Source organism: Streptomyces sp. N35, assembly GCF_016464295.1.
Lineage (GTDB): Bacteria > Actinomycetota > Actinomycetes > Streptomycetales > Streptomycetaceae > Streptomyces.
This window is the reverse complement of record NZ_JAEIMH010000009.1, coordinates 136,916-144,731: the sequence shown is the minus strand read 5'-3', so window position 1 is coordinate 144,731 and position 7,816 is coordinate 136,916. Positions and strand designations below refer to the sequence as shown.

General features: G+C 70.9%; 10 protein-coding genes. 5 read left to right on the top strand and 5 right to left on the bottom strand.

Features of this window, described 5'->3' with window-relative positions; genetic code table 11:
* Positions 1-1,111, bottom strand: a 1,111-nt coding sequence (locus JAO81_RS07850) for a hypothetical protein (RefSeq protein WP_199547043.1), incomplete at its 3' end; no start/stop codon positions are given.
* Positions 1,112-1,268: 157 nt separating this feature from the next.
* Between JAO81_RS07850 and JAO81_RS07845 the strand changes: the two genes are divergently transcribed.
* Positions 1,269-1,943, top strand: a complete 675-nt coding sequence (locus tag JAO81_RS07845; protein ID WP_199547042.1) for a TetR/AcrR family transcriptional regulator — start codon at positions 1,269-1,271, stop codon at positions 1,941-1,943.
* 25 nt (positions 1,944-1,968) lie between these two features.
* Here the strand turns inward: JAO81_RS07845 and JAO81_RS07840 are convergent, their stop codons facing one another.
* Together JAO81_RS07840 and JAO81_RS07835 are read right to left on the bottom strand one after the other, a co-directional pair.
* On the bottom strand, positions 1,969-2,337 hold the full coding sequence (locus JAO81_RS07840) for a DUF2690 domain-containing protein (protein WP_267912987.1): 369 nt from the start codon (positions 2,335-2,337) through the stop codon (positions 1,969-1,971).
* A gap of 44 nt (positions 2,338-2,381) precedes the next feature.
* Complete coding sequence (locus JAO81_RS07835; protein ID WP_199547040.1) at positions 2,382-3,128, bottom strand: helix-turn-helix transcriptional regulator; 747 nt, start codon at positions 3,126-3,128, stop codon at positions 2,382-2,384.
* 136 nt (positions 3,129-3,264) lie between these two features.
* On the opposite strand from JAO81_RS07835, the gene JAO81_RS07830 reads away from it, so the two are divergent.
* From JAO81_RS07830 to JAO81_RS07815, 4 genes are all read left to right on the top strand, one after another.
* Positions 3,265-3,618, top strand: coding sequence for a peptidoglycan-binding protein (locus tag JAO81_RS07830; protein ID WP_199547039.1), 354 nt, complete (start codon positions 3,265-3,267; stop codon positions 3,616-3,618).
* 277 nt (positions 3,619-3,895) lie between these two features.
* Positions 3,896-4,507 (top strand): TetR/AcrR family transcriptional regulator, encoded by a 612-nt coding sequence (locus JAO81_RS07825; protein WP_307813228.1) that lies wholly within the window; start codon positions 3,896-3,898, stop codon positions 4,505-4,507.
* A gap of 39 nt (positions 4,508-4,546) precedes the next feature.
* Positions 4,547-5,218 carry an enoyl-CoA hydratase-related protein gene (locus tag JAO81_RS07820; protein ID WP_199547057.1) on the top strand — a complete coding sequence of 224 codons (672 nt, stop codon included), beginning with the start codon at positions 4,547-4,549 and terminating at the stop codon, positions 5,216-5,218.
* 141 nt (positions 5,219-5,359) lie between these two features.
* Positions 5,360-5,815, top strand: a complete 456-nt coding sequence (locus tag JAO81_RS07815; RefSeq protein WP_199547038.1) for a PaaI family thioesterase — start codon at positions 5,360-5,362, stop codon at positions 5,813-5,815.
* A 25-nt stretch (positions 5,816-5,840) separates the two neighbouring features.
* On the opposite strand, the gene JAO81_RS07810 is transcribed toward JAO81_RS07815, so the two are convergent.
* The gene (locus tag JAO81_RS07810) at positions 5,841-6,629 is read right to left on the bottom strand and encodes a DeoR/GlpR family DNA-binding transcription regulator (protein ID WP_307813227.1); all 789 of its coding nucleotides are present in this window, start codon (positions 6,627-6,629) and stop codon (positions 5,841-5,843) included.
* A 171-nt stretch (positions 6,630-6,800) separates the two neighbouring features.
* Positions 6,801-7,592: a VOC family protein gene (locus JAO81_RS07805; RefSeq protein ID WP_199547036.1), complete on the bottom strand. Its 792-nt coding sequence runs from the start codon at positions 7,590-7,592 to the stop codon at positions 6,801-6,803.
* Positions 7,593-7,816: the final 224 nt, after the last annotated feature.

Below are 7,816 nucleotides of genomic sequence, written 5' to 3'. Positions count from 1 at the left end.
CCCGCACCTCGGCGAGGAGGGCCGGGTAGGTGTTGCCGTAGGTACGGGCTGTGGCGTACAGGGTGTCGAGGGCGGCGCGCAGGGGGTCCTCCTCCGCCGCGGCGAAGAGCGCCGACATGGCCATGGCCTGTTGTCGCACGCCGTGCCGCGCTCCGTCCACGGAGTCCGCGGCGTCCGCTGAGTCCACGGAGTCCACGAAGGTCGTCGGGAGGTTCTTCTGCTCGAAGAACCAGTACCAGGCACCGTCGGGATCTTGGAACGGGGTCGACAGCGCGACGCGCCTGCGGAGGAACATCCGGGCACGGGTGAATTCGCGGAAGCTGTCGAGGCCGGACGCGGCGAGCGCGCGGTACAGCGCCCAGTCGGCGATCTCGCGCTGGACTGCGGGAGCAGCCGAGTCGACGGCGTCCAGCAGATCACGGTCCAAGGGGATGAGCCCCCATTTGTTGCCGCCGACCTCACGCAGCGTCGGGCTCGGCTCCCGGTCGCCCCACCCGCACTCCTGCGGCTGCCGGTGCGCCTCGCGGATGATGGCGCGTCGCGTGCGCTCGGCCTCGGCCAGCTCCTCGGCTGTCGGCCCGGGCGGCCTGCTCCGAGCGTACTGGTGCCAGTGGTCAGCGCTCCGGGTCGTCTGCTTGATCACTCTGTCCGGAGCAGGTGGTGCCGGCCAGAACTGCAGCAGGTAGTGATCGACCGGGGGCCCGCCTTCGAGGACCGCGGTCTCGTCGTCCCATGACAGCTCCATCCCCAGCCCGCAGTAGCGGACCCTGTGGTCGACCAGGGGCAGGTCGAGCGAGCACAGTCTCCCGTCGCCCCAGGGGAAGATCGCGGTGTCCGAGGAGACGGGGCGGAACGAGGCCTCGACGATCTCCTCCCACGGCTCCTCGACCAACGGAGGCTCGGCCTCGTGCACCTCCACCTTCAGCCCGACCCTCCCCGTATGCAGGCCCGTCGTCATGATCAGGTAGCCGGGAACAGCAGCACCGCACAGGCCGTTGCTCTGGCCCGCCAGCGGATCGACCCGCTCGCGCCCGCCTGAGTCCGGCCGGCTCTCCACATAGAACTGGCTGTGGCTGACGCTCAGTTCACCGTCGTACACGGTCCGCACCATCGCCCCCTCCGCCGGATGTCCGCTCGGGGGCAGTATGCAAACCGCCACTGACAAGCCGTGCTCACAAGCCGCCCGCACGCGTCCGAGGGCCCTGCGGCGCGTTGCGCCCCCGAAGCTAGACTGGCCGGCGCCGCATCGTCCGTACCCGAGGAGCCGCATGGCCGCCGCGCAGCCGACCGAATCCCCTTCGCGGCGTACCCGGGACGCGGCGCGCACCCGGGCCGAGATTCTCGATGTGGCCACGGACGAATTCGCCCGGGCCGGGTACACCGGGGCGCGCGTGGACGAGATCGCCGCCCGGATGCGCACCACGAAGCGGATGATCTACTACTACTTCGGCAGCAAGGAACAGCTCTTCACAGCCGTACTCGAACGCGCCTATACGGTGATCCGCACCCAGGAGCAGAAGCTCGACGTCGAGCATCTGGATCCGGTGGCGGCGATCCGCCGGCTCGCGGAGCTGACCTTCGATCACCATGAGGCCCACCCCGACTTCATCCGGCTCGTGAGCATCGAGAACATCCACGGGGCCGAACATGTCGCGGGTTCCGAGCATCTGCGCTCACTCAACTCCCCCGCGATCGAGGTCATCGGGCGAATCCTCGAGACCGGGCGCGCGGAGGGTGTCTTCCGTGACGATGTGGACGCGATCGACGTCCACGCGATGATCAGCTCGTTCTGCTTCTTCCGCGTCGCCAACCGCCATACGTTCCAGGCACTTTTCGACCGCGACCTCACCCAGCCGGGGCGGCGCAAGCACTATCGCGCGATGCTCGGGGACATGGTCCTCGGGTATCTGACGGCAGGCGTGCGGGGCGACGCCTCGGCTTGACCTCCGCGCTCAGGGGCCCGCGGCGTCAGGATTCGGTGCCGGCCGTGAAGCAGCGGCGGGCGCCTTCGGCCGGGGGCAGGCAGACGGTGGCGCGGGAGGGATCGACCGTGGCGGCTGTCATCGGAGTTGCCGCATAGCGCGGACCGCCCTGCGAGACGATCCGCTGCGATGGCCTGCCCTGCAGGGTCACGTCGACCCGGCCCCCCTTGTGCAGATGGGTGGCGCGCGCCCAGACCGCGGCGCACGGCTTGCCGTAGCGGAGTTCCACACGGCGGTCGCCCGCGGTGTGCGTGGCGAGTGTGGTGACCATGTCCGCTCCGCCGCAGCCCATGCTCACGGGGTCCTGGCCTTCGCATGTACGGCCTGTGCAACCCGGGGCGGCAGAGGGTGGCAAGGTGGCGGGGCGGGTGTCGCCGCCGGTCGTCGGCAGCGTCAGGTTCAAGGCCAGGGTGGTGGCGAGAGCGGCCTCTGCCCCCGCGACGCGGCACAGGTCCTCGACCGCGTCGCGCGGCGGCAGTGCGGTGCTGCGCAGATCGCGGGCTCGAGCAGCGCCTCGCGGGTGGCGCTGTGGCCCGTGTACAACCGGCCGTCGTGGTGGACGTTTTCACAGGCGTACGTGGCGCCGACGCGGTACTCGGCGGTGGTCGCGGGGGCCCGCTCCCCGGCGCCGAGCCACTGGGCGCCGACGAGGAGCCCGGCGCCGAAGGCGGTGGCGATCAGGGCTCCGGCAATGAGGCGACCGCGTACGGTCCGCGCCACGGCGAGGGTGCCACCGCGCGCGGAGCGGGCCTGGGGCGGCGGTTCGTCGGCCGGGTGCCCCGCAGGAACGGCATCTGCCTCCCTACGGGACATGAGCGCCATGCTCGTGCGCCGGGCATCTCCGGTCGCCGGCAAGGGCGGTGGATGCGGTGTCCGGTCGGCGGACGCGGTCGCGGTCGCCGCCTCGTGCAGGACGAGCAGCCGTGTCGCATCCGCCCCGCACAGCCGCGCCAGCTCCTCCACGGCCTCGCGCGGCACGGGCTTCTTTCCGTTGAGACAGCGCTCCCAGGACGAGGAGCTGTACGAGGTCTTCGCGGCAAGCGCGGTGAAGCTCAGGCCGCCGCGGTCCTTCAACCTCCTCAGCTGGACGGCGAGTTGTCGCTCACGTTCCGGCAGCGCGCCGGGCAACGGCTTCCAGCGGGTCATGGTCCACCCCCGTCGACGTACCGACCCAAGGTCCTGCCGAGGATGAGATGCATCGCCCTCGGCGGCGCGGCCTGGGCACGGTCGTTCCACCAAGCCGGGCGGCACCGGGCCGCCCGCCGACACGGGGAGGAACCCCATGCGCAGTCTCCGTCTGAAGGCCGGTCTCGCGGCCGCCGCCGTCACCGCCGGCACGCTCGGCCTGATGACCACGACCGCCGCCGAGGCCCGCCCGGGCGCGCCCACCCTGAGCCACGGCTCGTCCGGCAGCGGTGTGTGGTGCGTCCAGCGGATCATCAACCGCACCTACGGCACCGCCCTCGAGGAGGACGGCAAGTACGGCAGCTACACCAAGGCCTGGGTGAAGGCCTTCCAGGAGGACTTCAAGGTCAGGCCGTACGACGGCATCGTGGGCAAGAAGACCGGCAATGCCCTGCTGAAGTCCGTGGGCGGCGACACGTACTGCTACAAGCACCTGCCCACCACGTACTGAGCGGCGCGACCGAACCGTACGGGCCCGTCTCCTCGGGGAGGAGGCGGGCCCGCACGCCTGCGTCGTCCTGCCTGTGCGGCCGGGGGTGAAGGCGCCGCGGTACTCCTCCATCGCCCGCAGCCACCGCCCCAACGCCTCTGCGGTGTACCCGAGTTACTTGATGCGAACGGAGGCAGCCTCCGGTCGGATCCACCTCTTGCATGTTCTATGCCATAGCCCATAAGTTACCGATAGGTAGCCCACCGGGGCTGCCCGGTCGCCGGAAGGGGGCGGGTGCGTGAGTCCGCGCAGAAGTGACAGCCGTGACCGGATGATCCTCAGTGCCGCCGCACTGCTGCGCGAGTACGGGGCGAGCGCGACCAGCGTGGACCGGGTGCTCGCCCACAGCGGCGCCCCCAGGGGTTCGGTGTATCACCACTTCCCCGGCGGACGGGCTCAGCTCATCGATGAAGCGGTGGCGCTCGCAGGGGACTTCATCGCGGGCCTGATCGACGCCGCCGTGCGGGCGGATGATCCGGTGGAGGCCGTCGACGCGTTCTTCCTGCTGTGGCGCGACCGGCTCGTGGAGAGCGAGTTCCGGGCCGGCTGCCCGATCGTGGCGGTGGCCGTCGAGACCAACGACGACGCGCCCCAGCTCGCCCGCTCGGCCGCCGCTGTCTTCGCCCGCTGGCAGGAAGCCCTGGCGGCCCTCTTCGTCCGGCACGGCCTGACCGAGGAACGCAGCCGCCGGCTGGGCGCGTTCATCATCGCCGCGGTCGAAGGCGCGGTGATCATGTGCCGCGCCGAGCAGAGCACCGCCCCGATCGAAGGGGCCGCCGCCGAGATCCACGATCTGCTCCACCATGCCCTGCGCGACCGGCCCGGTGCCGCGCCGCCGGCCCGGCCGTAACCGCTGTACGAAGAAGCCGCCATGCCCGAAGGAGTCGCCATGCCCTCGCTCGACCGTCAGGACAACGTCTTCGTCCTCGACCTCGGAGACGGAGAGAACCGCTTCCACCCCGACTGGCTCACCGCCGTAGGCGCCGCGCTGGACGAGGTGGAGAAGGCGGAAGGCCCGCGCGCCCTGGTGACCGCCGCGAGCGGCAAGTTCTACTCCAACGGGCTCGACCTGGACTGGCTGTTCGCCCACGCCGACCGGCACCAGGACTATGTCGTCTCCGTCCATGAGCTCTTCGCGCGGATGCTGTCGCTGCCGGTCGTCACCGTGGCCGCGCTGCAGGGGCACACCTTCGCGGCCGGCGCGATGTTCTCGCTCGCCCAGGACTTCCGCGTGATGCGGGCCGACCGCGGCTACTGGTGCCTGCCCGAGGCCGACATCAACATCCCGTTCACTCCCGGCATGTCCGCCCTGATCCAGTCCCGTCTCGCGCCGGGGACCGCGCACGAGGCGATGGTCACCGCCCGCCGCTCGGGCGCCCCCGACGCCGCGCCCGCCGGCATCGTCGACCGGGCGGTCACCGAGGACGCCGTACGCACCACCGCCGTCGAACTCGCCCAGGCTCAGGTGAACAAGGCCGGCGACACCCTCGGCACCATCAAGGCCCGTATGTACGCCCCGGCCCTTGCCGCTCTGCGCGACACCACCGCCCCGCTCGGCTGACGAGCACCGGCCGGCCGTACACGCGCTGCCCCGAAGAGCCCGCCGTGGCAGCGTCCCGGACCACATCGAGCCTCATCCCGTCCGACGTCCGTCCCGCCGCCGCTCGCGGCGGGACGACAGCACCGTGCAAGGAGAACCACCGTGACGACCACCGACTTCACCGCCATGACCGGCCTGGAGCTGATGCGCTGGGTGCAGACCGAACGCCCCGCCGACGTGCCCTCCATCGGCCGCCTGCTCGGGATGCGCTTCGACGAGGTCGAGCACGGCCGTATCGTCCTCTCGCTCGACACCCGCCCGGACTTCGCCAACCCCCTCGGCAGCGTCCACGGCGGGATCGCCGCCACCCTGCTCGACTCCGCGATGGGCTGCGCCGTGCACACCACGCTGCCCGCCGGCACTGGGTACACCACGCTCGAACTCAAGGTCAACTACATCCGGTCCGCCCGCACCGACGGCCAGACCCTCACCGCCGAGGGCACCGTCATCCACGCCGGACGGCGTACGGCCACCGCCGAGGGCAAGGTCCTCGACGAGCAGGGGAAGCTGATCGCGCACGCGACCACGACCTGCATCATCCTGCCGCCCGTCGGCTGACAGGGACCGACCCGCACGGCAGGTTCTATGCCTGGATCACGGTCATGCCCCGCTCCTCGAACGCCTTGGCCTTCTCGGGCGAGCGGTCGTCCGTGACCACCGTGTCGATCGCCTGGGGCGGGCAGATGCGGGCGAAGGCCTGGATGCCGAGCTTGCTGGAGTCGGCGACGACGACCAGGCGGTCGGCCTGTTCGGCGAGAAGGGCGTTGATGCTGGCCTCGTGTTCGCTGCGGGCGCTGGCACCGCGCTCGGGGTCGAGGGCGTCGACGCCGATGAAGGCGATGTCCAGGCGTATCTCCTTGAGGATCAACCCGGCGAGCGGGCCGACGAGTTCGTACGACTGCGCCATGGCGACGCCACCCGTGGTGACGACCTTGATGTGGGTGCGCACCGCCAACTCGTGGCCGATGTTCAGGGCGTTCGTGACCAGGGTGAGCGCGGGACCGTCGGACGGTTCACGTTCCAGGAGGTCGGGGCGGGCGGCCAGGGCGCGGGCGACTTCGGTGGTGGTCGTGCCGCCGTTGATGCCGACGACCATGCCCCGTGTGGCCAGTGCCGCGGCGGCCCGGCCGATGCGTTCCTTCTCGACGGAGTCGCGGGCGTAGCGGTAGCGCAGCGGAAGGTCGTAGGTGACGTCGTTGGGCATCGCGCCGCCGCGGGTGCGGATCAACAGGCCCTGCTCGGCGAGCTGGTCGAGGTCGCGGCGGATCGTGGCCGCGGAGACGTCCAGGTCCTTGGCCGCCGACTCGACGTCGAGCTGGCGCTGCTCGGCGAGCAGGCGGAGCAGTTCGCCGTGGCGCTCGTAACGGTTCACCCGTGTTCCCCCTTGCCGTACGGTCCGCGGCGCCTTGATCGGCGGGCGCGCCTGGCAAGCATGATGCATCGGATCGGGGAGATCGTCCCCGGGTGCACGGGATTTCGGGTCCGCACAAGGCGGTGGGGTGCGGCCCTCACTCGGCCCGCACCCCACCGTATGCCTGAACTGTCATCCCAGATCGGGCATATCGCCTTCCATGGTCGCCACGTCGATCACGGAGAACGCGGCGCCCTGCGGGTCCGTCACCGAAGCGAAGCGGCCGAAGGGGCTGCCCATGGGGCCGATGTGGACCTCTCCCCCGAGGCGTTTGACGGTCTCGACTGCGGCGTCGCAGTCTTCGACCACGAAGTAGACGTTGATGTGCGAGGGGACCTCCGGCGGGAAGTCCTCGGTCATCTTGAAGCGCCCGAGGACCGGGTCCTCGCCCAGGTCCCACACCGTGAAGTCGATGGTCTCGTCGGGAATCCGCTGGGCGTTGTAGCCGAAGACGGCGGGGAAGAACGCGTCCGCCGCGTCCGGGTCACGCGTGGTGACCTCGGCCCAGCAGAAGGCTCCGGGCTCGTTGACCTTCTCGAAGCCCTGGTGCGCACCGGCCTGCCAGACGCTGAAGAACACGCCGCCGGGATCCTGCGCGACGACCATGGAGCCGAACTCGCCGACCTGCATGGGGTCCATGACGACGGTGCCGCCGTTCGCCTTGATCTCGGCGGTCGTGGCCTCGATATCGGGCGCCGCCAGATACAGGCTCCACGCGGGCGGCTGCTCCTCCATGCCCGGCATCTGCGGCACGACGGCGGCCACGGCCTTGCCGTCGGCGAACGCCTGGGTGTAGCCGCCGAACTCCGCGGAGCCTTCGGTGTAGGTCCAGCCGAAGAGCTCGCTGTAGAAGGACTTGGCGGCGTCGAGGTCCGGGAACATCGCGTCGACCCAGCACGGTGCGCCCAGCGGGTATGCGGGCATGGCTTCTGCCTCCTGCTTCGGGGATCCGGCTCGGATCTTCGGCTCGGGATTCCGGCTCGGGATGCACACGCGGGATTCCGGCCCGGGAGATCCGTATCTGCCACGTTATGCGCCCATACGAGGGACGGCGCGGCGAACGGGCAGAGAGCGCACAAACGCAAGGTGGGCCCGTGCCGGCGCCTCCCGGGCGGGCGGCCCCTCCGGCGCCCCCCGGCGGAGCCCCG